Genomic DNA, 23,852 nt, shown 5'->3' on the forward strand with positions numbered 1-23,852 from the left:
CCGGCGAAGCTACGCCTCTCGCCGCCGGGAGCAATTTTAACCCCTACGCGTGTCGCCGACGCCCCTTTGGTGCAAGTGGGACAGGGATTATTTAGATTCCTAGCGGTGCTCGGCACGACAGCACCCCATACCTTCCCCCGGAGGGGGAAGGTGCCCGAAGGGCGGAAGGGGGATGTCGAAGACGGACACCTGATGTGTTGAGACATCCCCCATCCGGCGCTGCGCGCCACCTTCCCCCTCCGGGGGAAGGTATTTCATGGGCACCTTCACCCCGCCAGCGGGAGGAAGGATCACCGTTTGGTCACAAACCAAACCCGCCGCAAAGGCTCAGGTTACCGTCAGATGACGATTTGACGACAAAACCAATAACTCAAGAACCTGAACCAGAAGACGGGATAGTCCATGCAATTCAGCGTCGCGTCCCTGCTCGCCGCGGTGGCCGAGTGGGATCACCGGATCACCCTGTGGCTGAACCAGCTCGCCGGCAGCAATCCCGCGCTCGACCGCCTGGCCTACGACGTCGCCGCCTCGCCGCTGCTCAAGGGCGGCGTGTTCATGGCCTTCCTGTGGTGGCAGTGGTTCCGCCGCGACGAGGCCACCGCGCAGCGCCGCCAGACCATTCTCACCGCGCTCGCCGCCGGCATCGCCGCCATCGCCATCGGCCGCGTGCTGCAGATGGCCCTGCCCTTCCGCGAGCGGCCGCTGCACGATGCGGCGCTGGGCATGACGCCGCCGTCCGGCATCAACCTCGCCACGCTCGACGGCTGGAGCTCGCTGCCCAGCGACCACGCGGTGCTGTTCTTCGCGCTGGCCACGGCGGTCTGGCGCCTGCACCGCGTGCTGGGCATCGCCGCCTTCCTGTGGACCGCGGCGGTGATCTGCCTGCCGCGCGTCTATCTCGGCTACCACTACGCCAGCGACATCGTCAGCGGCGCGGTGGTCGGCGTCGGCGTGATGGCGCTGGGCTTCGCCGTGCTGCGTCCGGGCCTGCTCGCCATCCCGCTGCTGCGCTGGGAGCGCGCGCATGCCACCTCGTTCTACTGCCTGGCCTTCCTCGCCACCCTGCAGCTCGCCCTGCTGTTCCAGGACGTGCGCATGCTGGCCGGCGACGCGATCGACCTGGTGCAGCACATGACCGGCTCCGAAGCGCAGGCCGCCCACGGGCGCTGACGCGGCTCCTCTTTCCTGTCATCCTCGGGGCCGTCCGCGGCCCCTGTAGCGCCGCGAGGGATCCAGGCCGGTCCTGGATCCCTCGCGGCGCTCGGGATGACAGGCACGGACGGACGGCGCCTACGACGCCGGCAGGCGGCGGCGTTCGAGGGTGCTGGTGTTGCGGATGAAGGCGAAGCGGTTGCGGATTTGGGCGTTGAAGTATTCGCCCTTCGACGGCGCGGCATTGAGCTCGAGGTGCGTGGCCGTCGGCACGCGCAGATAGGTGTAGCTCGCGCCCGACGGGAAGACGATCGTCAGTTCCCGTCTCTTCGGGTTGTAGCGGTAGGAGCGGATGACCGTCGACGGCATGACCGTGCAACGCGCACGACGCGCCAACGATGCATGCTCGATCCGACTACCTTCCCCCGGAGGGGGAAGGTGGCGCGCAGCGCCGGATGGGGGATGCCTCAACAAAACCGGTGTCCGTCTTCCACATCCCCCTTCCGCCCTTCGGGCACCTTCCCCCTCCGGGGGAAGGGATATGAAGCATCAGCAATCCCTGTCGCGGCGCATGGCCTTCAGTGACCTCCCGTGATGCTGCGTTCTGTTCTACCTTCCCCCTCCGGGGGAAGGGAAAAATGAAGCACGAGAAGGTCGACGTTCTGATCATCGGCTCGGGGGCCTCGGGCGCGGCGGTGGCGTGGAGCCTGGCCGAGACGAGGATGCGCATCCTCTGTCTCGAGCAGGGCGACTGGGTGAAGCCGACCGACTATCCCAGCAACGGGCGCGACTGGGAGGCGCGGCTGTTCAGCGACTTCGCCACCAGCCCGAACCGGCGCAACCGCATCACCGACTATCCGATCAACGACGCCAACTCGCCGATCAAGGTGGTGAACTTCAACGGCGTCGGCGGCAGCACCGTCATGTGGACGGCGCACTACCCGCGCCTGCATCCCTCGGACTTCCGCGTGCGCACGCTCGACGGCGTGGCCGACGACTGGCCGGTCGACTACTGGACGCTCGAGCCGTTCTTCGCCGAGAACGACCGCATCACCGGCGTCGCCGGCCTGGCCGGCGATCCCGGCTATCCGCACCACCAGCCGCCGATGCCGCCGCTGCCGCTGGGCAAGTCGGGCGCGCGCTTCGGCCGCGCGATGAACCAGCTCGGCTGGCACTGGTGGCCCTCCGACAGCGCCGTCGCCACCACCGCGTACGAGGGCCGCGCGCCCTGCATCAACCTCGGCCACTGCACGCCGGGCTGCGCCCAAGGCGCCAAGGCCAGCACCGACATCACCTACTGGCCGCATGCCCTGCGCGCCGGCGTCGAGCTGCGCACCCGCGCCCGCGTACGGGAGATCACGCTCGATGAAAACGGCATGGCCTCGGGCGTGATCTACTACGACGCCGAGGGCCGCGAGCACGTGCAGCCGGCCGAGATGGTGGTCGTGGCCTGCAACGGCGTCGGCACGCCGCGCCTGCTGCTGAACTCGACCTCCGGCCGCTTCCCCCATGGTCTCGCCAATTCCAGCGGTCTGGTGGGCCGCAACCTGATGTTCCACCCCTATGCCCTGAGCTACGGCTATGTCGACGAACCGCTCGACGGCAATCGAGGGCCCCCACTGTGCATCTGGAGCAAGGAGTTCTACGAGACCGATCCCAACCGCGATTTCGTGCGCGGCTACACCTTCCAGTTCAACCGCGGCGGCGGCGCGATCATGGAAGCGCTGAGCTCGACCGCCGCCGGCCGCCTGCCCGTGGGCCGCGCCCATCACCGCGTCTACCGCGAGCTGCTGCACCGGCGCATCGGCCTGTCGGCGATCATCGAGGACCTGCCGGAGGCGCACAACCGCGTCACGCTCGATCCCGTGCTCAAGGACGCCGACGGCATCCCCGCGCCGCGCATCGACTACACGATCGGCGACAACTCAAGGCGCATGATCGCGCACGCTCTGGCGAACGCGCGCACCATCCTGGAGGCGGCGGGCGCCAGTGGCATCACGACCGAGGTGCCGATCCTCAACGGCGGCTGGCACCTGCTGGGCACCGCGCGCATGGGCACCGATCCCGAGCGCTCGGTGGTCAATGCGTGGGGGCGCTGCCACGACGTGCGGAACCTGTTCATCGTCGACGGCAGCATCTGGGTGACGGCGGGTGGGGTGAACCCGACGTCGACGATCCAGGCGTTGGCGCTGTACATCGCGGACGCGATCAAGAAGAGGCTGAGAGACGGGACGCTATTCGATTGATGTTGCGCCGTCCCATTGACGTCGAACCCAAAATGCCGAACCGCTACTGAATCAGACCCGCTGCTTGCAAGGCCGCGATCCGCTCATGCTTATGTTCCTTTGGAATAAAGTCGACATGCTCATCTAGATCCCTCAGAAAATCTTCGAAAGTCCTATCAATCTGCTCGATTGAAAACCTCTTCGAATACATCTTCTTAACTTCCGGGTCACTACGTGGGAAAATAGCGTACCAGGGTATACCTGCACTCTGTTTACGCAGTTGATATAATTCGGCACCAATATCCATATCACCAAAAGAATACCCTACGATTATCACGCACGTTCTACGAAAGTCATTCATAGCGCTGCGCAACATCTCTCTGTAGTCCGATATCATCTCAAGATAATCAAACTGGGTAATTACCAAACCTCCCTTGCCGATCGGTTGCCCCACATGACTAAGGCTGCCGTGAGGCTTATAAAGAATGCGTCTACCAGGAATCGGATGCCGATCGTAGCAAATCATGTCAAGCAAACCCGGATGGTTCTTATATCCAATCTCTACAAGCTCATCGTAGTTCGTTGTAAAAATCGAAACAGGTCTAAGATAAGGTAGGACGATATGCTGCCAAAGTGGTTTCTCGCACGAAAAGGAGCGGACCAAGGTTTCATTGAGAATTTGCCTGCCCGTCTTCGCCTCGATGATTGCAGTAGCGTGCTCAAGCCCCATCAAGCGGAGGTTCCGCGGATCAAATGGTCCCTGTTGAATGTTGTGTTTGTATGTCTGCCAAAGCTGATTCCTCAACTCATAGGCGCTCATAAGCGGCTCGCCATGGATATTCTTAGCGCCGATGGACGCCCCTGCGCCAAGAAAGACCACGAGCCGATCTCGAAAGTGAGGCCAATTGGACACAAACGCATCCATGTTCTCGTCTGCCGGTAGCATCGCCCTCTTTCGGCCCCTTGCTTCATTACGACCACGATCCTATCGTGGAAGTAGTGAAGAGAGCAACGGGCGAGATCGGAACCTTCCATGCAGGAGCTCGGCGGACGCTATCGCCTAACGCGGCGAGTTCTCCCTGGCGATACAGCTCGCGGCATACCAGCGCTTTGGCACGCGCACGACGCTGGCGATGCCTACTACGTGAAACTATGGAAGCGCGTAGGTGATGATCGTAACGATATCCGCGCTCTGTGGAACAGGGAGGTGCGGAGTCTCTCCCGGCTTCAAGGCTATCCAGGTGCAGCCAGTTTGTTTGTTCGGCTGCATGACATCAGGGAAGAGGAAAAGCACTTCTACGCGGTGCTCGACAGTGGCTGGCGACGACTGCTCAAAGAGGTGCTGGCTGAGCGAAGCCGAATACCCTGGCTGACTAACTTGTCTGAAGTCGGCAGGCGCCGCCCCCTATGGGAGGGACTCCTCCGAATCGCGGAAGCGCTTGCGTTACTTCATAGCGAAGGAACCCTCCACCGCACTTTAGGAACTGCCTCAATCTTTGCTGGACCGGACGGTGAGGGTGACTTCAGACTGAGTGGGTTCGAATGGTCACTGCGTATCGCAGGATCAGATCGCCCCTCCGCAGCTACTGGCCGAGTTCGTAACCTTGTCGCACCGGAGTTAGCGAAGGCTGAGGGAGAACACTCGACGGCAACAGATTGGTTCGACTTCGGACTTGTTGCGGCTGAGCTATTTGGCGTTCCCGTATCGGCCTTGCGAAACCGCGAAGCGGTCCGATCAGCCACTACCCGCCTACATACCCTTAGGAACAATGAGCGCTACACCATTCTGAGGCTTCTAGAAGAAAGCCACGAACTACGGCTCGCCAGTTCAGACGAAGTCCTTCAGGAAATTCGGAATCTCATTCGCGATCTCTCGGCCGCGCCAGGCGGTCATATCCACAGCGTAGTGCTGGCAGTGTCACTTGGCTCAGATGTATCCTTGTCACGAGACGTTGAACTGGCATCGGAACGGACGGCCCCTGTCGATAAGCCCCTTTTACAACTCCAGTGGATAGAAAGAGATTTGCGCGGCGATCGCCGAGTCATTGCCCGAACCCACCCCCGACCCCACTACACAATCCGCGGAGATAAACTCGAGTATCACGTGCGGCCTTGGCGGACCAGTAGCGGTGAGAATTGGGCGATCGGTTACTGTCAGCGGGTCGAAACTGTTCCCCGAACCACTGCTGAGGACCAATACTACAGCCTAGGTCAACGAAGGCTGGAGATCGTCTCCAGATCTACGGCGCAACGAACTTTCTATACCCTTCGAGATAGGGCGGCGCCTTGGGATCGTACATTTAACTTTGTCCGAACGCGTAGACACTTGGATCCACATCTCCGAAATGTTCATGATTTCTTTAGGATCACGCAACAGATTGATACACTTTTAACTGCGGCGCAAATTTGTCCCGTCCGTGTGACGACAACGAAGCCCTCTGCTTATGAGACAATTGTTACCGTAACCCCGATCGAAGATCCTGCTCGCAACCAGTTGGCACAACAGCTGCGATTACCGCCTCCTTCTGAGCAACTCAAGGATTGGTTTGATCTTGGGGCGGAGGCAGTGTCTGCCGATGACGAGGATGACCCCACTCATGATGTCTATCATCTACTCGTTAGGCGCACGGTGGACAGCGAGGGAGGTGCAGTCAAATGGCGTTTCCGGCGAGCCATATCTGACCCGAGTGGTCCGCTATACATGTTCAGTTGTCCCTATAACGTAACCATCGGCGACCGCGTCCTTTACTTGGCGCGAAACCATGGAGGAACTATCGCGCAGTTGAAGCGCCGCCATAAAGCAATCGACGATATGCGTTCACATGAAAGTCTACTGCGCTGGCTGGCTGACCCAAAAGGGACGAGCCGTACAAACAGCGATATCCTACCAGCGCCTCGAACTGAAATTCCCCTGGACGAATCAAAGATCGCAGCCCTGAGTCGCCTCTGGAGAACTCAGCCGCTATTCGCTGTGCAAGGTCCACCAGGCACCGGAAAAACTACTTTGATCAGAGCGTTTGCTGACCGGCTCTTCAAGAGCGATCCCACTGCACAGATCTTGATTTCCGCTCATTCGCATCATACCGTTGATGATGTTGCCACAAAGCTCAGCAAGCTCTTTTCCAGTTTGCTCCCCAGCGATCGCCCCCTGCTACTTCGATTGAGTGCTGACGAAGGTGAAGAGCACGCCCTGTCCACTATCACGTCAGAGATCATTCAGCGACTAAAGCAAAGCGAGCTTGCAAAGAGAGTACCCTGCTCTTTGCAATCGAGGCTTGCTAACATAGGTTCAAAAGACAAGCACACCGAACAAGCTGACGTTGATCTGAGAACTATGCAGCTTCTCATTCAAGATTCTGCAAACGTAACCTTAGCGACGCTCAATGCGCCGGACCTGGCTGAGCTTGCTGAACGTGGGCGTCGCTTCGATTGGTCAATTATTGAGGAAGCTGGCAAAGCGCACGGCTTTGACATGGCTATTGCCTTGGAAGAGAGCCATCGACTTCTACTCATTGGGGATCACTACCAACTGCCACCATTTAACTCGAAAATATTCAAGGATCTTTTGGCGGAACCATTGAGGGTTCGTAGTGCGATTCAAACTGGAACCCAGTTTGCGTCCAGTTTGATCGATGTCTCAATTGTCGATGATGAGGAAGGTCGAGAGTCCTTCGAGGATAGATGCGATAGTTGGCGTCGAATGGTCGATGTGTTCGGCACATTATTCGAGAGCAGCGGGGGCAACGATCCGGGATCTGACGGACCAGCGCAACCTCTGACCGATCAGCATCGAATGCATCCAGACATCGCGGAGCTAGTGGGTTCCGTGTTCTATCGTGACAAGGCCTCAGGAACCACGATTCTGAAGTCACCTCCCGAAACACATGAGCATTTCAAGAAAGTGCCTCCATATGTGATTTCCGAAGAATCCTGGCTGCCGAGGCAGAGAATTGTGTGGTGCGATGTTCCGTGGAAACAGAAGACGGAAATGGCCGAAGGCGAGATGGATGGCCTATTCGCATCTCCTGCGGAAGCGGCAGCGGTTATTAAAGTCCTAGGGGAGTTTCAACCGAACGGGGACGCGCTTTGCGAAGTCCAAGTTCTCTCGCCATATAACGATCAGCTCGATTTGATCGATCACTTGCTTTCTGAGGCGCGGCGGGAAGGGCGTTTAGCGACGATGTACAAGCCCCCATTCGATCTCGCCTTTGGGAAACGATCGGGAGCGACTGTGGATGAGTTTCAAGGAAGTGAAGCAGATATTGTTGTTGTTAGTCTTGTACGGAATAATCCACTTGTCGCACGAAAGAGCTTGGGGTTTCTCAGGGAGCCCAATCGGATGAACGTTCTTCTTAGTAGAGCGCGCCACAAGCTGATCATCGTGGGGAGTTGGGACTTTTTCGCATCGAGGTGCGACGACCATACACCTTTGGACGAGGAGTACGCCTACATCGGCCGCATGATGGAGTTCGCGAAGTCTGCACAGGAGAAGGGGACGTTGTGTCGTAAGTGGGCACCCAAATGAAGGTACTCTACGTCCCCGTCTTCCGAGCGCCGGTCAGCTATGTGGTCACGCTTGGCCGGAGGTGGAGCTTGCTGGAGCACATGTTGCTCGTAAGCTTGGCAGATGGCCGCAAGTCGGTTGCAGAGTTGGCGAAGTCTGCCAATGCCCCAAGTCGGGTGGTTGTTGAGGCACTAACAAACCTACTTCGGGCCGGTTGGATTGAAGTGCGATCTGGTCCCGAAGGCGCTCTCTTCGTCGCCACTGCCGTTGGAAAGCAACGAGCACTAGAGCAGGAACTTCAGCCGGAGCTCCGCCGCGAGATTAAGTGGACTTCTCTATGTATGGAGCGACTCACAGGTTCTTGGATGCGAACTGATGACATTGAGCTTGTATATAAACATGACCTTCCTGAGGACGCTGCAGCCATCACTCCGGTACTAAGCTCGATTAACTATGATGATCCCAGTGTTCGCGGCTTGATTAACTTGCGTTCGGATGAGGGTTTTGAAGGCTTCCAACCTACAGGCTGGCTGCCGTCGAGGCCGTTTATGCGAGTGATTATAGACGTCGGTGAAGTTCAATCGGGCCTCCCAATATATACCCCACCGAAGCTCGATCATGCTCTGCTCGCGGCGTCGGAGGCTTTTCCTGACCTGCCAACCAACCTTGAGATAGGCGCCGCTCCGGCAAACAGCGTATCGTTTGACATGAGGGACACCATACAGCCAGACGATCTAGTCGTCGGCGGCCGGCAGCATCTCGAGATCTTGAAAGTGTCGCTTGCAAGCGCTCGATCACTAGTATTCATTCATTCGTGCTTTTTGGACCCTGCGGTAGTCGAAAGCCTACTGCCGGATCTGGAGCGGGCGGGCCGGCGAGGCGTGCGAGTAGATTTGCTTTGGGGCCTATTCACAGATCCTGAGTCTTCGGATAAGCCAAGACCTATTACGCAAACTGAGCAGGTCCTTGACAAACTGCCACCTACTGTTCGTCGGAAGGTGCAGCTATCGCCAATCTCGTCTGGGTCCCATTGTAAAGTTATTGTGTTCGATAGTGGTCCCGGAATATGGACCAGCATTGTCGGCAGCTGTAACTTTTTGTCTTCTTGGTTCGAGGCGATAGAAATCTCTGTTCGATCACGAAGCACAAGGCTTGCCGCGCAGTTGCTAGGATACCTGATCCACGGGCAATTGCCTGCATCTGGTACATGGCCACCAGTTGTACGACGACTCAATACCGCCTGGAACGTGGCACGCGTTGGTGCGGCATCAGCGCCTGAGGCGGGAGCACATAGACTTTCGCTGCTAGCAGACGAAGATCACTACGCATGTGTCACTAGTGCAAGAGACCTAGCAAAGCGAGACATCATCCTTGGGTGTGACTTATATGGGCTTGCCGCTGAAACTTCCGTCTTGGTACCCTTGCAGCGCGCTGCAGAGATGGGTGCGAGGGCTACTATTTTCTTTCGTCGTCCAAGTAAACGTTTGAAAGAAGATGATCGGAGCCCCGAAGCAGCTACTTTAGCCGCACGCGGTATCAAACTCATCAATGTGGATGACCTTCACGGCAAGTTCCTCGTATGGGATGACAGTTCAGTTGTGGTAACCAGTTTCAATTGGACTGCAGCTGTCGTAGATGGAACGAGGAGCCGAGGGGCCGAGCTCGGATTGCTTGTCGAGGGTGCAGGACTGCGCGAACTCCTAGCGGATAAATTGGAGCAAGCGTCTAAGGGAACACTCCGACTGAGAGACGCGACCGGGTAGCTCCGCGGCTACGCCCCTTCTCATCCTGCCCCACCCGCGCCACCATGAACTCGTCAATGTCCCCGTCGATCACTTTCTGCGGGTCGATGCATTCGATGGTGGTGCCCAGGTCCTTCACGATCAACTTCATCGCTCAGGATACGCCATCTGTACCAAACCAGATCATCTGCATGACGACTGCAATGCAAAGCCAACCAACGTGAGGGGGTGTCAGTGCCCCCGTCAACTGCTGGCGGACCCGCCAGCACCTTGACACCGCTCGGTCTAATCTGCCCATGCTTCATCAACCGGATCGCCGGCCGGGCCGGACGACCGCGGCGAAGGCGGGGGGCGGACCATGACCAAGAACGAGCCCTATGAAGTCGTGCTGGACGAGGCCAAGGCCCAGGAGGCCGTCCAGGAGGTCTGGGCGAAGGTGGCGCGCAGCTCGAAGCTGCGCAAGCCGCCCAAGGACTGGAAGTACGTCGACGAGCTGGCCTATCTGCAGTTCGAGCTGATCAAGCTGCAGGAATGGGTGCGGCTGAACGGGCTGAAGGTGCTGATCATCTTCGAGGGGCGCGACGCGGCCGGCAAGGGCGGCGCGATCAAGCGCATCAGCGAGCCGCTCAATCCGCGCATCTGCCGCGTCGTGGCGCTGGGCACGCCGACCGAGCGCGAGCGCGGCCAGTGGTATTTCCAGCGCTACGTCGCGCAGCTGCCGGCCAGGGGCGAGATGGTCCTGCTCGACCGCAGCTGGTACAACCGCGCCGGCGTCGAGCGCGTCATGGGCTTCTGCAGCGACGAGGAATACAAGGAGTTCCTGCGCGCCACGCCGAAATTCGAGAAGATGCTGGTGCGCTCGGGCATCCAGCTCCTGAAGTTCTGGTTCTCGGTCAACGACGAGGAGCAGGAGAAGCGCTTCATGGAGCGGGTCAAGAACCCGTTCAAGCGCTGGAAGCTCAGCCCGATGGACCTCGAGTCGCGCAAGCGCTGGGTCGACTACTCGCGCGCCAAGGACATCATGTTCGAGCACACCGACCGCGACGAGACGCCGTGGTACGTGGTCAACGCCGACAACAAGAAGAAGGCGCGGCTCAACTGCATCCGCCACATCCTCGACACCCTGCCCTACAAGGACATGCGCCCGGTCGAGATCGAGGTCCCGCCGCGCCAGGAGGACGACGGCTACAAGCGGCCCAAGATGTCGACCCAGCGGTTCGTCGAGGAGGTGTATTGAATCCCTTCCCCCGGAGGGGCAGGGCCATCGCATATGGCTTTCGGGTTTCCCTTCCCCCGGAGGGGGAAGGTGGCGCGAAGCGCCGGATGGGGGATGTCGTAGACGGACTCCGCCGTTCGTCTTCGACATCCCCCTTCCGCCCTTCGGGCACCTTCCCCCTCCGGGGGAAGGCAACGCGATCTCACGCCGAGGGCCGCGTCCAGATCCAGCCGAGCACGGCGGCGGCGATGGCGGCCGGCAGCCAGCGCCACGGCTCGGCGAGCGTCAGCCAGCCGACCGCGACGCTGATCGCCATCAGCAGCGTGGCCGCGCGCTTGGCGGCGAGCGGGATGGCGCGGCGTTCGCGCCAGGCGAGGATGGCCGGGCCGGTGCGGGGATGGGCCAGCAGCCTCGCCTCCCACTCCGGGTGCGAGCGGGCGAAGAAGAAGGCGGCGAGCAGCAGGAAGGGCGTCGTCGGCAGCAGCGGCAGGAAGATGCCGGCGATGCCCAGCAGCACGGCGACGATTCCGAGCGCGCGGTAGACGGGCTTTCTCATCGAAGTGGTTTTCCTGGGACCGCCGGCGCCCCTATTTTTGTCACGGCCCGCCACTTGGCCGCCCTACTGGTCGCAACCCGCGCCAATCCTTCATCGTTCTCCCCGCACGACCAGGTAAAGGGAGACAACAGATGAAGCATGTGATGTCGCTTGCCGCCGTCGCCCTGCTGGCCTCGGCGTGCGCCGTGAAGCACGAACGGACCGTCGTCACGCAACCGGCGGAGGCCAGGTCGGCGACGGTGGTGACCCCGACGGGGTCGACGACCACCACGACCGTGCATCAGGAGCCGGTCTCCTCGAGATCGACCATCAGGGTTGTGCCGCAGTAGGAACGCGGGCGCGCCGCTCAACGCAGGGCTATCGCATATGGATTGCGGATCTACCTTCCCCCGGAGGGGGAAGGTGGCGCGCGCAGCGCGACGGATGGGGGATGTCTCAACAATATCGGTACTCGTCTTCGACATCCCCCATCCGCCCTGCGGGCACCTTCCCCCTCCGGGGGAAGGTAGTAACCAGTCAATTCATCCATATGCGATAGCCCTGCCGCTCAACGCGAGCGGCGCGCCGGTGCGCGTTGGCTGCTACGCCGCCTTCTCGTCCTGGCCCAGCCGCGCGGCCAGTGACGCCGCCATGAACTCGTCGAGGTCGCCGTCGAGCACCTTCTGCGGGTCGGTGCGTTCGACGTTGGTGCGCAGGTCCTTCACCAGCTGGTAGGGCTGCAGCACGTAGCTGCGAATCTGGTGGCCCCAGCCGATGTCGGTCTTGGCCGCCTCCTGCGCCAGCTTCTCGGCCTCGCGCTTCTGCAGCTCGACCTCGTAGAGCCGGGCCTTGAGCATCTGCATCGCCTTGGCGCGGTTCTGGTGCTGACTGCGCTCCTGCTGGCAGGCCACGGCGATGCCGGTGGGCAGATGGGTCAGCCGCACCGCCGAGTCGGTCTTGTTGACGTGCTGTCCCCCCGCTCCCGACGCGCGGTAGGTGTCGACGCGCAGATCCTTGTCGAGGATCTCGATCTCGATCGTGTCGTCGACTTCCGGGTAGACCCAGACCGAGGCGAAGCTGGTGTGGCGGCGCGCCTGGCCGTCGAAGGGCGAGATGCGCACCAGGCGGTGCACGCCGCTCTCGGTCTTCAGCCAGCCATAGGCGTTGGGCCCGTCGATCTTCATGGCGCAGGACTTGATGCCGGCCTCCTCGCCCGGGCTCTCCTCGAGATAGGTGACCTTGTAGCCGTGCTGCTGCGCCCAGCGCATGTACATGCGCGCCAGCATCTCGCCCCAGTCCTGCGCCTCGGTGCCGCCGGCGCCGGCGTTGACCTCGAGGTAGCAGTTGTTGGCGTCGGCCTCGCCCGAGAGCAGCGATTCCAGCCGCATCTTGCCGGCCTCTTCCTGCAGCGCCTTGAGGTTGGCCTCGGCCTCGTCGATCAGCGCCTGGTCGCCCTCCGCCTGGGCGAGCTCGATCATCTCGACGTTCGACGCGGTGTCGTTCTCGATACGCCGCACGTTGGCCACCGCCTTGTCGAGCCGGTCGCGCTCGCGCATCAGGCTCTGCGCGCGCTTGGCGTCGTTCCAGAAATCGGGGGCTTCGGCGGCGGCGTTCAGCTCCGCCAGGCGGTCGACGGCGACGTCGAAGTCAAAGATGCCTCCTCAGCAGCCCGACCGACTGCTGAATCTCGGCGACAACCGCCTCGATCTCCGCGCGCATGACATCCCCTTGCTCTCTGGGAGCGCTCGTCTAATAGGTCTCGCCGGTGCCCGTCAAGGAGGGCGCGCCGGGGTTGGGCGGGCGCGGGGCGATGCCGCCCGACGTGGTCGGCGCGTACGGCCGCAGGGCGCCGTCGGCGCCCATCACCGGCGGGTCCTGGCCCGAGGGCGGCGCGACGGCGATCACGTCGCGCTCGGCGGCGTCCGGCGTCGGCACCGGCGAGCCAGGCAGGCGGAAGGGAGAGACGCCGTCGAGCACCTGCCAGTCGTCCTCGGTGGGCTCGGTGCCGGGCTTGAAGCCCTCCCAGATCGACCCCGGCTCGCCCGAGTGCATGCGTTGGCCGGTATGGGGATTGACGCGCAGCATGCGCAGGCCGGGCGGCACGCGGAACGGGGTGGGCGACTTGTCCTTCAGCAGCGTGCGGGCGACCTGCTCGAAGATCGGCACGGCGGTGCCGCCGCCGGTCTCGCCGGGGCCCAAGGTGCGCGGATCGTCGAAGCCGACATAGACGCCGATCACCACGTCGGGCGTCATGCCGATGAACCACACGTCCTTGGCGTCGTTGGTGGTGCCGGTCTTGCCGGCGATCGGCCGCCGCAGCGCCGCGAGCCGCGCCGCCGTGCCGCGCGTCGTGACGCCCTGCATCATGTTGACGACCTGGTAGGTCAGCGCCGGATCCATGAACGGCTGGCGGCGATCGACGATCGAGGGCATCTGCCCGTCGACCGGCACGCCGTCGGCGGCGCAGCCGTCGCAGCTGCGCGGATCGTGGCGGAAGACGGTGCGGCCGTTGCGGTCCTGCACGCGGTCGACCAGGCTGGGCGTGATGCGCTTGGTGCCGTTGCCCATCATGGCGTAGCCCATGGTCATGCGCAGGAGCGTGGTCTCGCCGGCGCCCAGCGACAGCGGCAGAAAGAGGCGCATGTTCTCGTCGACGCCGAAGTCGCGGGCGATCCTGGCCACCCTGTCCATGCCGATGAACTTGGCCATGCGCACGGTCATCAGGTTGCGCGATTTCTCCAGGCCCTGGCGCACCGTGGTCGGCCCGAGGAAATCGCCGCCGTAATTCGTCGGCCGCCACACCGGCTGGTTGCGGCCGGGCTGGATCTCGATCGGCCCGTCGAGCACCAGGGTCGAGGGCGTCAGCCCCGCCTCCATGGCGGCGAGATAGACGAAGGGCTTGAACGAGGAGCCGGGCTGGCGCATCGCCTGGGTGGCGCGGTTGTACTGGCTGCGCTGGTAGCTCCAGCCGCCCGACATGGCGAGGATGCGACCGGTCTTGATATCCATCACCAGGAGCGCGCCGTCGACATTGGGGATCTGGCGCAGGCCGTAGACCTGCGGCTTGCCGGCGGCGGGCGGCGCCTGCGGCTCGACGGCGATGATGTCGCCGGGCTGCACGATGTCGGTCCAGCGCTGCGACAGCGCGCCCACCCGCTGGTTGGGCAAGGTCTTGCCGCGCGGGCTGTCCTTGTCGCGCTGCAGGACGCCTTCGCCGTCGAGCGTGCCGACCTGGACGACGTTCTTGTCGATGTCGAGCACCACGGCGGGCCGCCAGCTGGGCGGGCCGGTGAAGGGCCGCTCGCGCAAATGCCGCTTCAGCCGATCCTGCCAGCCATCGACGCTGGTCAGCTTCTCGGTGGCGCCGCGCCAGCCGTGCTTCCTGTCGTAGGCGATCAGGCCGTCGCGCAGCGCCTCGTCGGCGAGCTTCTGGACGGCGAAGTCGAGCGTCGTGCGCACCGTCATGCCGCCTTCGTAGAGGCCCTTGTCGCCGTAGGCGGTCAGCAGGTTGCGGCGCACCTCCTCGGCGAAGAACTCGGCGGTGGCCAGCTCCGGCGGATCGACGCGGCGGCGCAGCGCCAGCTTCTCGGCGCGCGCGGCGGCCATCTCCGCCTCGCTGATGTATCCGTCCTCGAGCATGCGGTTCAGCACGTAGTCGCGCCTGTTGTGCGCGCCCTCGGGATTGCGCTTGATGTGGTAGCGGTTGGGCGCCTTGGGCAGGGCGGCGAGATAGGCCATCTCGCTGAGGCTGAGCTCATCGAGCGACTTGTCGAAATAGTTCAGCGCCGCGGCGGCGACGCCGTAATTGCCGCCGCCGAGATAGATCTCGTTGAGATAGAGCTCGAGGATGCGCTGCTTGCTGAAGGCGTTCTCGATGCGCAGCGCCAGGATGGCCTCGCGGATCTTGCGCTGGATGGTGGCCTCGCCGCCGACCAGGAAGTTCTTGGCGACCTGCTGGGTGATGCTCGAGGCGCCCTCGGGCCGCCTGCCCTGCCCCATGTTGCGCAGGTTGGTCATCAGGGCGCGGCCGATGCCGATGGGATCGACGCCGGGGTGGCGGAAGAAGCGCTGGTCCTCGGCGGCGACGAAGGCCTGCACCAGGCGCTTGGGCATGGCGGCGACCGGCACGAAGACCCGCTTCTCGCGCGCGTACTCGGCCAGGAGCTTGCCGTCGGCAGTATAGAGCCGGGTGGTCGTCGGCGGCTGGTAGTCGGTCAGCTGCTTGTGGTCGGGCAGGCCAGGCGCGAAATGCCAGTACACGCCCACGGCGCCGCCCACGACGCAGACGATGGCCGCGAAGCCGGCATACATCATCCAACGGATCAGCCACACGATGGGAAGGCCTCGAACCTCTGAAGCACGCGGACGGCGCGCCCGTCCGCCTCACGCTGCGACGTCTCACCTACGCGTTAGATGACGCGCAGGCAATCGGACGGTTGCGCCCGCCCGTTGATAAGGCACTGGGACTAAGCCTTTTTCGCGGCGGGTCCGGGGCCCGGTTAGGCCATTGGCCGCGACGGCGCCGGCCGGCTGGCGAAATAGCGGTCGGCCGCCGCGGCAATGGCGCGCGCCAGCTTGCGCTGATGCGCCTTGTTGAGCAGCAGCCGCTCGTCGGCGCGGTTCGACAGATAGCCCAGCTCGAGCAGGATCGCCGGCACGTCGGGCGCCGTCAGCACCGCGAAGCCGGCGTGCCGATGGCCGCGCGGCAATGTTGCGACGCCATGCCGCCTCAGCGAGTCGACCATGATGCCGGCGAAGGACCGCGACTGGTTGATAGTGCCGCGCTGGGCCATCTCGATCAGCACGCCGGCGACGGCGTCGGGCTGCCGGCGCAGGTCGACGCCGGCCAGCAGGTCGGCCTTGTTCTCCTTGGCCGCCAGCGCCGCGGCCTCGCGGTCGCTGGCGCTCTCCGACAGCGTATAGACCGTGGCGCCGCGCACCCGGCGGTCGGGATGGGCGTCGGCGTGCAGCGAGATGAACAGGTCGGCCTTGGCGGCGCGCGCCCGGCTGACCCGCTCGCGCAGGGCGACGAAGTGATCCGTGCGGCGGGTCAGGACGACGCGGTAGCGGCGGCCGGCGGTCAGCTGGCGGGCCAGTTCGAGGGCGACGGCGAGTACTACCCGCTTCTCGTGCATGCCCGAGGCGCCGGTTGTGCCGGGGTCGGCGCCGCCATGGCCGGGATCCAGCGCGATAATGCGCGGCTTCGGGCGGCTGACCCTCGGTCTCGCGGGGGGCTTGGGCGGCCTGACCTTGGACTTGGCCTTGCGTGGGTTCTTGGCCCAGGCGGGCGTCGACAGGCCGATCATGCCGGCCAGCAGCACTGCCAACGCCGCGCGACGACGGATGGGAGTCGGGTCCATGGCTTGCTTGTAGAAAAATTACCTTTCTAAATCAATATGATATTTGTATCTCCTAATGTTACAACTCACAAGAGACGGTACCGCCTAGAGTTTGTGTTGTGGAAATGCCACGCACGGGCGTATGTTGATTCTGCGAACAGTCGTCGTCAGTCGGACGATCCTCAGGGATTGGTCGACGGCATCGGCGGTCCGGTGCCGGAACGTCCGGCCGCTCTCACGCGGCGGGCGGCGATCGATGCGATCGCGCGGTACCCCGTTTGGACCATCGGTGTCATGGTGATGACGGCTTCAACGAAACCCGGGGCCGGCGCAGCTTTTGTCGTCTCGGGGCATCGTGAAGGTCCCTGTCCTGGCGTCTGACGCCGTTCGACAGGTCGACGACATGGTGCCTGCCGGTCCCGCTCTAGGCGACGGACGTCCGCCTGACCGTTCGCACAGGTGGCCCACGTTCCGTCGCGGAGCATGGCGATGGTCAAGCGTATGCTTGTCGACGCCACGCACCCGGAGGAAACCCGGGTCGTCGTGGTGGATGGAACCAAGCTGGAAGAATTCGATTTCGAAGCGGCATCCCGCAAGCCCCTGAAGGGCAACATCTATCTCGCAAAGGTCGTGAGGATCGAACCGTCGCTGCAGGCGGCGTTCGTGGAATATGGCGGCAATCGCCACGGCTTCCTGGCCTTCAACGAGATCCACCCCGACTACTACCAGATCCCGGTCGCCGACCGCGAACGGCTGCTGGCCGAACAGGCCCAGCGCGGCCAGCGCCACGACGACGAGGAGGATGATCGCCGCTCGCGCCGCCGCCATCGCGTCGATCGCAGCGACATCGAGGACGCCGATGAGCAGCGTGCGCTGCTGGCGGGCGCCCAGCCCGTCGAAGCCGCCGAGCCTGCCGAGTCGAACCTGCCGGAGACGGCCGGCGCCGATGTCGGCATCGTCGGCGCGCCCGAGGCCACCGCGCCCCTGCCCGAGCCGGACGCCGAGCCGGCCCCTGCCCTGATCGAGGCCGCACCGGCGCCTGAACCGCACACCGAGGCGGCCTCGGTTCCCGCGCCGGAACCGACGCCCGAGCCGGAACCTGACACCGGGGCCATTGCCGCCTCCGTCGCCACCGACGCCATCTCCGGCCCGACCTTCGAGGACGACAAGCCGGCCGAAGCCGCGCCCGAAACCATCGATGGAGGCGACACGATCGAGACGGTCCAGGCCGCAGCCAACGGCGACGTCGCCGTCGATCCGGCCGAGGCGCCGCAGCCGGAGATCCCGGTCGAGACCCTGGGCGGCGACGATTACGAGCCGCGCCCGCGCCGCGCCCCGCCGCCGCGCCAGTACAAGATCCAGGAGGTCATCAAGCGCCGGCAGATCCTGCTGGTGCAGGTCGTCAAGGAAGAGCGCGGCAACAAGGGTGCGGCACTCACCACCTATCTCTCGCTCGCCGGCCGCTATGCCGTGCTGATGCCCAACGCCGGCCGCGGCGGCGGCATCTCGCGCAAGATCACCAACGCCGCCGACCGCAAGCGCATGAAGGAGATGCTGGCCGAGCTCGACGTGCCGCAGGGCATGGGCGTGATCCTGCGCACCGCCGGGCTGGAGCGGTCGAAGCCCGAGGTGCGGCGCGACTACGACTACCTGATGCGCCTGTGGGACAGCATCCGCGAGCTGACGCTGAAGTCGACGGCGCCGGCGCTGATCTACGAGGAAGGCGACATCATCAAGCGATCGATCCGCGACCTCTACAACTCCGACATCGAGGAGATCTGGGTCGAGGGCGACGACGGCTTCAACCTGGCGCAGGATTTCATGCGCCAGCTGATCCCCTCGCAGGCCGGCCGCATCAAGCTCTACGACGATTCGATTCCGCTGTTCCACCGCTACCAGGTCGAGACCGCGCTCGACGCCATGCATTCGCCCTCGGTGCAGCTCCGGACCGGCGCCTACATCGTTATCAACCCGACCGAGGCACTGGTTGCCATCGACGTCAACTCGGGCCGCGCCACCAAGGAGCGCAACATCGAGGAGACGGCGCTGCGCACTAACCTCGAGGCGGCCGAGGAGATCGCCCGCCAGGTCCGCCTGCGCGACCTCGCCGGCCTTGTCGTGATCGACTTCATCGACATGGAGGAGAGCAAGCACCAGCAGCAGGTCGAGCGCCGCCTGAAGGAAGCCATGCGGCTCGATCGCGCGCGCATCCAGATCGGCCGCATCTCGCCCTTCGGCCTGCTCGAGCTGTCGCGCCAGCGCCTGCGGCCCAGCCTGCTGGAGAACTCCACCGAGGTCTGCCCGCATTGCGAGGGCACCGGCCGCATCCGCTCGGTCGAATCGACGGCGCTGCACGTGCTGCGCGGCATCGAGGAGGAAGGCATCCGCCGGCGCGCCGGCGAGGTCGTGGTCAGCGTGCCGACGCCGGTGGCGCTCTACATTCTCAACCACAAGCGCGCCAACATCGCCGAGGCCGAGGAGCGCTACGGCTTCCGCGTGCTGGTCGTCGGCGACGACGAGCTGATCCCGCCGCACTATGAGATCGAGCGCACCCGCGCACGCGTCGGCGGCGATCAGCAGCAGCCGCAGGCCCGGCTGACCGCCTCGGCTGCCTACGACGAGTACGAGGACGTGCCGGAGGGCGAGGAAGCCGAGGCCGCCGTCTCCGCCGATGGTGCCGAGGGCGACGACGACGACGCCAACCGCCGTCGCCGCCGGCGTCGCCGGCGGCGCGGCGGTCGCCGCGACGAGCAGAATGGCGAGCCGATGGCCGCCGCGCCCGACGACGGCGAGCCCGATGGCGCGCATGCGGCGCCGCCTGCCGGCGGCGAGGAGCGCGCCGAGCCGGCCGAGGCCGGCGTCGAGGACATGGACGGACCGCGCGCCGAGGATGGCGGGCCGGAGGACGCCGACGACCACCGCCGCCGCCGGCGCGGCCGCCGTGGCGGTCGTGGCCGCCGTCGCGAGCGCGAGGAGGGCGAATCCGAGGACGCGCATGCCGGCGCTCGGCCGACAGAGCACGAGCCTGAGCCGGCGACGCCCTTCGTGCCGGTCCCGATCGAGGCGCAGCCCGACGCGCCGCCGCGGCCGATCATCGTCGAGCCGCAGGTCGAACCCGTGGCCACCGAGCAGCCAGGCAACGGCCAGATGACAACGGGCGCCGCGCCCGCGGTGCCCAGTGCCGAACCGCCCCCGCCGCCTGCGATCCCCTCGACCTCCGTCGAGGCACCGCCGGAGAAGCCCAAGCGCGGCTGGTGGTCGCGCATGACCGGCAATTGAAGCGGTAGCGACGGTGACCCGGTAGCGACGAATCTCTCTGGGACCGCCGGCGGTCCCAGGAAGAGGGCTTGGATCCCTCGCTGCGCTCGGAACGACAGATTCCTATGCGAAGTTCAGGTCGGGCTCCCCGCCCATCAGGAAATTGCCGACATTCTCGAGATGCGACAGCCGGCCCTGCAGCTGCTGCGTCACGGTGTTGATGTCGCGAAAGCGGCGCTCGTAGGGATTGTCGTGGAAGATCGCGGTGGCGCCCGCGGCGTGATAGACGAAGTGCGAGACCTCGCGCGCCATTTGGATCGCGTGCGTCGTCGCCATGCGCAGCTGCATGCGCTGCGGGATGGTGAAGGTGCCGGTCTTCTGCACCTCGGCCCACACCTCGCGTACGCTCTGCAGCAGGAGCGCACGGGCCGACTGCAGCCTGGCCTCTGACTGGCCGACGCCAAGCTGCACGACGTTGTTGTCGCGGATCGCGCTCTTGATGCCGCGCGGATACTTGTCGCGTGCGAAGGTCATGAAGGTGTCGAGCATCGGCCGCGCCGTGCCCAGCGCCACGCCGGCGAAGCCGATGGCGTAGAGGTAGAGCGCCGACATGCGGTACAGCGGCCCGTTCTCGCGCCGCTCGCGCGTGTGGTCGCGGGTGATCGAGTGATCGGTGCGCACGTAGTGGTCGTCGAGCGCGAACTGGTCGCTCGCCGTGCCGCGCAGGCCGATCACGTTCCAGATGTCGGTCCACTGCACCTGTTCGGTCGGAACGAGAAAGACGCGCATGATCTGGCGTCCCAGCGCATCGCGGATCGGCGTGCCGTCGGCGGCGAATAGCGGGCAGTCCGCGCCCAGCCAGGTCGCGTGTCGCCCACCCGAGGCGAAGGCCCACGAGCCGGTGACACGATAGCCATCGTTGCCGTCGGCCACCGCCTTGACCTTCGGGCCCGGACCCCAGGCCAGCACCGAGTTCGACGCACCGAAGATCTTCTGTGCCACGTCGGGCTCGAGATAGGCCGCCGACATCGCGCAGCCGCCGGCCTGGCACAGGCACCAGCCGGTGCTGGCATCAGCGCTGGCGATGCGTTCGACGACACGGAAGAAGGTCTCGGGATCGACCTCCTCGCCATCGACCGATCGCGGCAGCAGCATGCGGAACAGCCGCGCGCCGTGCATCGCGGCCAGTACGTCGGGAACGATGCGCCGCTCGGCCTCGATGCGCGCCCCCGCCGCCTCGATCGTCGGCGCCAGCGCCTCGGCCTTGTCGATGATCTCGGTGCGCAGGCGCCCGACGCTGGCGTGCATGTCCATGGCAGTCTCCCTAGAGTCGCCCCGTCATTGCGAGCACGGCAAGGAAGCCCGGCATCTTCCCTGGATTCCCCGCTGCGCTCGGAACGACAGCATGTTCCACCTAGGCGGCCACCTTGCTCGAGGTCAGCGACGGCCACATGGCATCCGGCCCCGCCTCACACATCGCGCGACCGAGCTTGGCACCCCAGAACGACTCGCTGCCGTAGTCGCGGCGCCACACCCAGAGGCGGCGCGTGTAGTGGTGCAGGATGTGCTCGTAGGTAAAGCCCATCGCGCCCATCGACTGGTGCGCGATGGCGCAGATCTTGTGCGCGGCGTCGCTGGCCTGGGTCTTGGCCGCCCAGATCGCGAAGCTGCCATCGCCCTCCTCCGCATCGCGCGCCGCGGTGCGCGCCGCCGCCGCGACCGCCGCGACATAGGTCGAGAGCTCGGCCAGCATGTGCTGGATCGCCTGGAAGGTGCTGATCGAGCGGCCGAACTGCGTACGCTCCTTGGCATATTGCGTGGTGATCGCCAGGATGCGGTCGGCCGCACCACTCATCTGGCTGGTGCGCGCCAGCGCCGCCAGCTCCAGGGCGCATTCCGGCGTGATCTTCGAGGACGCCGATGCGCTCGCCGCGGCATTGTCGAAGGTCACATCGTCATAGGGCTCGCCAGTTTGCCCCTGCCTGGCGTCGATCTTCACCGCCGCCTTCGCGACAATCGCCACTTCGCCGGACGAGACGACGATGATGTTGTCGCACACCGAGGCAAACGCGACGCGCCTGGCCTTGCCTGAGACCTTGCCGCCCGCGATGCGGATCGGCGCGCTCGACTCCGAGATCACCAGCGCCAGCGGCCCTGGCGGCGGCGTCAGCCCCGCCTCGCCGGCGATCATCGCGCCCAGGCCGGTCTCGGCGAGGGGCAGCGGCACGGCGTTGCGGCCGGCCTCGCGCAGCACCGCCATCAGGTCGCCGATATTGCCGCCGGCGCCGCCGGCGCTCTCCGGCACCGCCGCCCAGGGCAGGCCGGCTTCCTCGACCTGCCTCCACAGATCGGCCGGCCAGGTGCCTTTCTCGAAAGCGTTGATGATCTCGCGCGTCGCCTGCTCGCTGAACAGCCGCGACGCCATCTCCACGAACATGTCGCGGGTTTCGTTGTCCGATGCCATCTGTCGTCGTTCCTTACCCTTTTACGTCTACCTTCCCCCGGAGGGGGAAGGTGGCGCGGAGCGCCGGATGGGGGATGTCGAAGCCGGACTCATGCGTTCGTCTTCGACATCCCCCTTCCGCCCTTCGGGCACCTTCCCCCTCCGGGGGAAGGCAAGGTTTCATCGCAGACCCAGCCCGCGCGCGATGATGCCGCGCAGGATCTGCGTCGTGCCGCCCTGGATCGAGTAGGCCGGCGCTGCAAGCGTCGCCATCTGGCAGACGTCGAGGAATTCCTCGATGTCGTTCTCGTCGGCGGCGTCGGATTCGCCCAGCACGCGCGCGATCTCCGGCAGGTCCTGCTGGAAATGCGTGCCGAGATCCTTGGTCACCGCCGCCTCGACCGCCGGCGACTTGCCGGCCTGCAGCATTCCGGCGACCGACAGCGACATCTGGCGCAGGCTCCAGACGCGGGCGGCGAGCTTGCCGATGACCTCCTGCGCATGGTGGCCGGGCTGACGCCCGACGATGCGGATCAGCTCCTTCAGCACATGGATGTTGGTCAGGATGCGCTCAGGCCCGCTGCGCTCGTAGGCGAGCTCGCCGGTGACCTGCAGCCAGCCATCGCCCTCCTCGCCCAGCATCATCGAATCGGGCACGAAGCAGTCGCGGAACACCACCTCGTTCCAGTCGTGCTTGCCGTTGAGGTTGATGATCGGCCGGATGGTGATGCCCGGCGATTTAAGGTCGATCACCAGCTGGCTCAGGCCGCGATGGCGATCCTCGCGCTGGCCGCTGGTGCGCAAGAGCGTGATCGCGTAGTGCGAGCGATGCGCGCCGCTGGTCCAGATCTTGGTGCCGTTGACTCGCCAGCCGCCTTCGACCCTGTCGGCGCGGGTGCGCACCGAGGCGAGGTCGGAGCCGGAATCCGGCTCGCTCATGCCGATCGAGAAGAAGCACTCCCCCTTGACGATACGCGGCAGGATCGCGTCCTTCATCTCTTCGCTGCCGTAGCGCAGGATGTTGGGACCGCTCTGGCGGTCGGCGACCCAGTGCGAGCCGGCCGGCGCGCCATTGGCCAGCAGCTCCTCGGTGATCACGTAGCGGTGCAGGAAGCTTTTCTCGGCGCCGCCATACTTCTTCGGCCAGGTAATGCCGATCCAGCCCTTCGCGCCCATCGCCTTGCTGAATTCCGGCGAGCGGCTGTTCCAGCTCTTGAAGCGTTCGCCCGCGCTCAAGGTCGGCAGGATGCCCTTGAGGAAAGCCCGCACCTCCGTCCGCAATTCCTCGGCGTCCGGCGGCAGGCGGAACGGCGGGAAATCGAGGGTCGGCATCGTCATATCAGGCATCCTCCCGACTTCATGATGGACTCAGGCGTTGGATTGAGGGCGTTGTTCCGATAATCCTAGACGCCGACCGCTATAAGTAAACGCGGATTCA

Annotated in this window: 17 protein-coding genes; 7 read left to right on the forward strand and 10 right to left on the reverse strand. The window is 64.5% G+C overall.

All coding sequences use genetic code 11. The features are described from left to right. Positions 1–402 precede the first annotated feature (402 nt). The gene (locus KF889_11330) at positions 403–1,170 is read left to right on the forward strand and encodes a phosphatase PAP2 family protein (protein MBX3500029.1); all 768 of its coding nucleotides are present in this window, start codon (positions 403–405) and stop codon (positions 1,168–1,170) included. A gap of 120 nt (positions 1,171–1,290) precedes the next feature. Here the strand turns inward: KF889_11330 and KF889_11335 are convergent, their stop codons facing one another. Next, complete coding sequence (locus tag KF889_11335; GenBank protein ID MBX3500030.1) at positions 1,291–1,521, reverse strand: KTSC domain-containing protein; 231 nt, start codon at positions 1,519–1,521, stop codon at positions 1,291–1,293. 269 nt (positions 1,522–1,790) lie between these two features. Between KF889_11335 and KF889_11340 the strand changes: the two genes are divergently transcribed. Then, complete coding sequence (locus KF889_11340) at positions 1,791–3,398, forward strand: GMC family oxidoreductase (protein MBX3500031.1); 1,608 nt, start codon at positions 1,791–1,793, stop codon at positions 3,396–3,398. A 43-nt stretch (positions 3,399–3,441) separates the two neighbouring features. On the opposite strand, the gene KF889_11345 is transcribed toward KF889_11340, so the two are convergent. Beyond that, positions 3,442–4,323: an SIR2 family protein gene (locus KF889_11345; protein ID MBX3500032.1), complete on the reverse strand. Its 882-nt coding sequence runs from the start codon at positions 4,321–4,323 to the stop codon at positions 3,442–3,444. A gap of 87 nt (positions 4,324–4,410) precedes the next feature. Here KF889_11345 and KF889_11350 point away from each other — a divergent pair, with 87 nt between their 5' ends. Continuing rightward, the gene (locus tag KF889_11350; protein MBX3500033.1) at positions 4,411–7,902 is read left to right on the forward strand and encodes an AAA family ATPase; all 3,492 of its coding nucleotides are present in this window, start codon (positions 4,411–4,413) and stop codon (positions 7,900–7,902) included. After that, positions 7,899–9,644 carry an Rrf2 family transcriptional regulator gene (locus KF889_11355; protein ID MBX3500034.1) on the forward strand — a complete coding sequence of 582 codons (1,746 nt, stop codon included), beginning with the start codon at positions 7,899–7,901 and terminating at the stop codon, positions 9,642–9,644. Before KF889_11350 ends, KF889_11355 begins: the two co-directional genes overlap by 4 nt. Here the strand turns inward: KF889_11355 and KF889_11360 are convergent. Beyond that, the gene (locus tag KF889_11360) at positions 9,607–9,774 is read right to left on the reverse strand and encodes a hypothetical protein (protein MBX3500035.1); all 168 of its coding nucleotides are present in this window, start codon (positions 9,772–9,774) and stop codon (positions 9,607–9,609) included. The two genes, KF889_11355 and KF889_11360, sit on opposite strands and share 38 nt — an antisense overlap. Before the next feature lie 207 nt (positions 9,775–9,981). On the opposite strand from KF889_11360, the gene ppk2 reads away from it, so the two are divergent. Further along, positions 9,982–10,860, forward strand: coding sequence for a polyphosphate kinase 2 (gene ppk2, locus KF889_11365; protein ID MBX3500036.1), 879 nt, complete (start codon positions 9,982–9,984; stop codon positions 10,858–10,860). A 181-nt stretch (positions 10,861–11,041) separates the two neighbouring features. Here ppk2 and KF889_11370 read toward each other — a convergent pair whose 3' ends face one another. Then, positions 11,042–11,395: a YbaN family protein gene (locus KF889_11370; protein ID MBX3500037.1), complete on the reverse strand. Its 354-nt coding sequence runs from the start codon at positions 11,393–11,395 to the stop codon at positions 11,042–11,044. Between the two features lie 131 nt (positions 11,396–11,526). Between KF889_11370 and KF889_11375 the strand changes: the two genes are divergently transcribed. Continuing rightward, a complete protein-coding gene (locus tag KF889_11375) occupies positions 11,527–11,724 on the forward strand; it encodes a hypothetical protein (GenBank protein ID MBX3500038.1) in 198 nt (65 codons plus the stop codon). 252 nt (positions 11,725–11,976) lie between these two features. Here the strand turns inward: KF889_11375 and prfB are convergent. The 3 genes from prfB to KF889_11390 all read right to left on the reverse strand — a co-directional run bounded on the left by prfB (position 11,977) and on the right by KF889_11390 (position 16,734). Next, positions 11,977–13,093, reverse strand: a protein-coding gene (prfB, locus tag KF889_11380) for a peptide chain release factor 2 (GenBank protein MBX3500039.1) whose coding sequence is annotated in 2 segments (ribosomal slippage) — positions 11,977–13,023 and positions 13,025–13,093 — 1,116 coding nt in all. Because the reading frame shifts where the segments join, the coding sequence is not laid out codon by codon here. Between the two features lie 30 nt (positions 13,094–13,123). Beyond that, entirely contained in the window at positions 13,124–15,700 is a 2,577-nt protein-coding gene (locus KF889_11385; GenBank protein ID MBX3500040.1) for a penicillin-binding protein 1A, read from the reverse strand. Positions 15,701–15,873: 173 nt separating this feature from the next. Beyond that, the gene (locus KF889_11390; protein ID MBX3500041.1) at positions 15,874–16,734 is read right to left on the reverse strand and encodes an N-acetylmuramoyl-L-alanine amidase; all 861 of its coding nucleotides are present in this window, start codon (positions 16,732–16,734) and stop codon (positions 15,874–15,876) included. 468 nt (positions 16,735–17,202) lie between these two features. Here KF889_11390 and KF889_11395 point away from each other — a divergent pair, with 468 nt between their 5' ends. Next, positions 17,203–19,992: an Rne/Rng family ribonuclease gene (locus tag KF889_11395; GenBank protein MBX3500042.1), complete on the forward strand. Its 2,790-nt coding sequence runs from the start codon at positions 17,203–17,205 to the stop codon at positions 19,990–19,992. A gap of 102 nt (positions 19,993–20,094) precedes the next feature. On the opposite strand, the gene KF889_11400 is transcribed toward KF889_11395, so the two are convergent. The 3 genes from KF889_11400 to KF889_11410 form a co-directional block, all read right to left on the reverse strand. Further along, positions 20,095–21,285, reverse strand: a complete 1,191-nt coding sequence (locus tag KF889_11400; protein MBX3500043.1) for an acyl-CoA dehydrogenase — start codon at positions 21,283–21,285, stop codon at positions 20,095–20,097. A gap of 100 nt (positions 21,286–21,385) precedes the next feature. Continuing rightward, a complete protein-coding gene (locus KF889_11405) occupies positions 21,386–22,435 on the reverse strand; it encodes an acyl-CoA/acyl-ACP dehydrogenase (GenBank protein ID MBX3500044.1) in 1,050 nt (349 codons plus the stop codon). 159 nt (positions 22,436–22,594) lie between these two features. After that, entirely contained in the window at positions 22,595–23,746 is a 1,152-nt protein-coding gene (locus KF889_11410) for an acyl-CoA dehydrogenase family protein (GenBank protein ID MBX3500045.1), read from the reverse strand. Positions 23,747–23,852: the final 106 nt, after the last annotated feature.

The organism is Alphaproteobacteria bacterium (assembly GCA_019635875.1).
Lineage (GTDB): Bacteria > Pseudomonadota > Alphaproteobacteria > Reyranellales > Reyranellaceae > JAFAZJ01.

What these genes read in the sequence shown, in the direction of transcription:
- KF889_11360 (MBX3500035.1), bottom strand. Translation starts at nt 9,774, where the DNA reads ATGAAGTTGATCGTGAAGGACCTGGGCACCACCATCGAATGCATCGAC.
- KF889_11345 (MBX3500032.1), bottom strand. Translation starts at nt 4,323, where the DNA reads ATGCTACCGGCAGACGAGAACATGGATGCGTTTGTGTCCAATTGGCCT.
- KF889_11370 (MBX3500037.1), bottom strand. Translation starts at nt 11,395, where the DNA reads ATGAGAAAGCCCGTCTACCGCGCGCTCGGAATCGTCGCCGTGCTGCTG.
- KF889_11350 (MBX3500033.1), top strand. Translation starts at nt 4,411, where the DNA reads ATGCAGGAGCTCGGCGGACGCTATCGCCTAACGCGGCGAGTTCTCCCT.
- KF889_11400 (MBX3500043.1), bottom strand. Translation starts at nt 21,285, where the DNA reads ATGGACATGCACGCCAGCGTCGGGCGCCTGCGCACCGAGATCATCGAC.
- KF889_11390 (MBX3500041.1), bottom strand. Translation starts at nt 16,734, where the DNA reads ATGGACCCGACTCCCATCCGTCGTCGCGCGGCGTTGGCAGTGCTGCTG.
- KF889_11375 (MBX3500038.1), top strand. Translation starts at nt 11,527, where the DNA reads ATGAAGCATGTGATGTCGCTTGCCGCCGTCGCCCTGCTGGCCTCGGCG.
- KF889_11330 (MBX3500029.1), top strand. Translation starts at nt 403, where the DNA reads ATGCAATTCAGCGTCGCGTCCCTGCTCGCCGCGGTGGCCGAGTGGGAT.
- KF889_11355 (MBX3500034.1), top strand. Translation starts at nt 7,899, where the DNA reads ATGAAGGTACTCTACGTCCCCGTCTTCCGAGCGCCGGTCAGCTATGTG.
- KF889_11335 (MBX3500030.1), bottom strand. Translation starts at nt 1,521, where the DNA reads ATGCCGTCGACGGTCATCCGCTCCTACCGCTACAACCCGAAGAGACGG.
- KF889_11410 (MBX3500045.1), bottom strand. Translation starts at nt 23,746, where the DNA reads ATGCCGACCCTCGATTTCCCGCCGTTCCGCCTGCCGCCGGACGCCGAG.
- KF889_11395 (MBX3500042.1), top strand. Translation starts at nt 17,203, where the DNA reads ATGGTCAAGCGTATGCTTGTCGACGCCACGCACCCGGAGGAAACCCGG.
- ppk2 (MBX3500036.1), top strand. Translation starts at nt 9,982, where the DNA reads ATGACCAAGAACGAGCCCTATGAAGTCGTGCTGGACGAGGCCAAGGCC.
- KF889_11405 (MBX3500044.1), bottom strand. Translation starts at nt 22,435, where the DNA reads ATGGCATCGGACAACGAAACCCGCGACATGTTCGTGGAGATGGCGTCG.
- KF889_11340 (MBX3500031.1), top strand. Translation starts at nt 1,791, where the DNA reads ATGAAGCACGAGAAGGTCGACGTTCTGATCATCGGCTCGGGGGCCTCG.